1 protein-coding gene is annotated in these 1,314 nt (G+C 74.2%); it reads right to left on the bottom strand.

The window, feature by feature from the left end; all coding sequences use genetic code 11:
- Positions 1–1,294: SDR family oxidoreductase (locus FNH05_RS37420; RefSeq protein ID WP_246128170.1), on the bottom strand; the 1,294-nt coding region annotated here is incomplete at its 3' end.
- Positions 1,295–1,314: the final 20 nt, after the last annotated feature.

The following is a 1,314-nucleotide window of genomic DNA, read 5'->3' as shown; positions in this document are numbered from 1 at the left end:
CCGGGACGGTGGCGCGGCCGGTTTCGACCGCGCGCAGGATTTCGGCGGCCACCCGTTCCGGCGCGAAGTTCCGCCGCCGGTAGGCGCGGGTGGCCGCGTCCCGCCTGCGGTCCTGCTCCTCCTCGCTGAGGCCGGAGAACGTGGTGGTGCGGGTGATGCCGGTGTCGACCAGGCCCGGGCAGATCGCGGACACCCCGATGCCGCGCCCGGCGACTTCGGCGCGCAGCACGTCCGACAGCATCAGTACGGCCGCCTTGCTGGTGGCGTAGGCGGCGAGGGACTTCACCGGCAGATACGCGGCGGCGGACGCCACGTTGACGATGTGCCCGCCCTCGCCGCGCTCGGCCATCAGCTTCCCGAAGACCTGGCAGCCGTGGATCACCCCCCACAGGTTGACGTCCAGCACCCGCCGCCACTCCTCGCCGGTGGTGGCGAGGAAGGTGCCCGCGTGGCCGACTCCCGCGTTGTTCACCACGATGTCGGGCACCCCGTGCGCCCGCAGCACCTCGTCGGCGAACCGCCGCATCTGCGCCTCGTCGGAGACGTCGACCCGGTAGGCGTGGCCGCCGGTTTCCCGGGCGGCCCGCTCGTCCAGATCGCACACCACGACCTCGGCCCCGGAAGCGGCGAAGGCCCTCGCGGTGGCCCGGCCGATCCCGCTTCCGCCGCCCGTGACGACCACCAGCGGTCGTGCCTTCGCGCCCGCGCGGGCCCGTGCCAGCCCGCGGGCCTCCGGGGCGCCGCCGACGTGGTCGATCAGTTCGGTCACCATGCGGGCGACCTGCGCCCCGTCCCGCAGAAGCGCCGACCAGTGCCCGGCGTACAGGCGGCGGCGCCACAGCCGGGGAACCCAGCGCTGAAGTCCCTCCGCCAGCGGGGGCGTCACGTAGCGGTCGTGGACCGGCATCACGACCTGCACCGGCACCTCGGTGCGCCGCTCCCGGGGCCGCCGCAGGCGGGGCCGGAAGTTGGCCCGGTACAGGGAAAGCCCGTGCACGGCATCGCGGGCGAGGGTGCGGGCGGGATGGCCGGGCCTCGGCGGAACGCCCTCCAGCCGGTGCAGCAGCAACGGCCACCGCTTCGCCACCACGAGACGCCACACCAGCTCCGGCAGTACCGGAACGTGGAACAGCAGCACGTACCACGAATGCAGCTGCTGGCTCAGCGCCCGCCGCAGCCCGCGCGGCGACGGACGGCGCCACCGGTCCCGCATCCAGTACCCCATGTGGTCGAGGCAGGGCCCGGAAATCGAGGTGAAGGAAGCGATCCGCGCGTCGGAACCGGGCTCGGTCACCGCCTCCCAGGACTGGACGG

It is taken from the genome of Amycolatopsis rhizosphaerae (genome assembly GCF_007713715.1).
Lineage (GTDB): Bacteria > Actinomycetota > Actinomycetes > Mycobacteriales > Pseudonocardiaceae > Amycolatopsis_E > Amycolatopsis_E rhizosphaerae.
The sequence above is the reverse complement of the archived record's forward strand: the minus strand, read 5'-3'. Positions and strand labels throughout refer to the sequence as shown.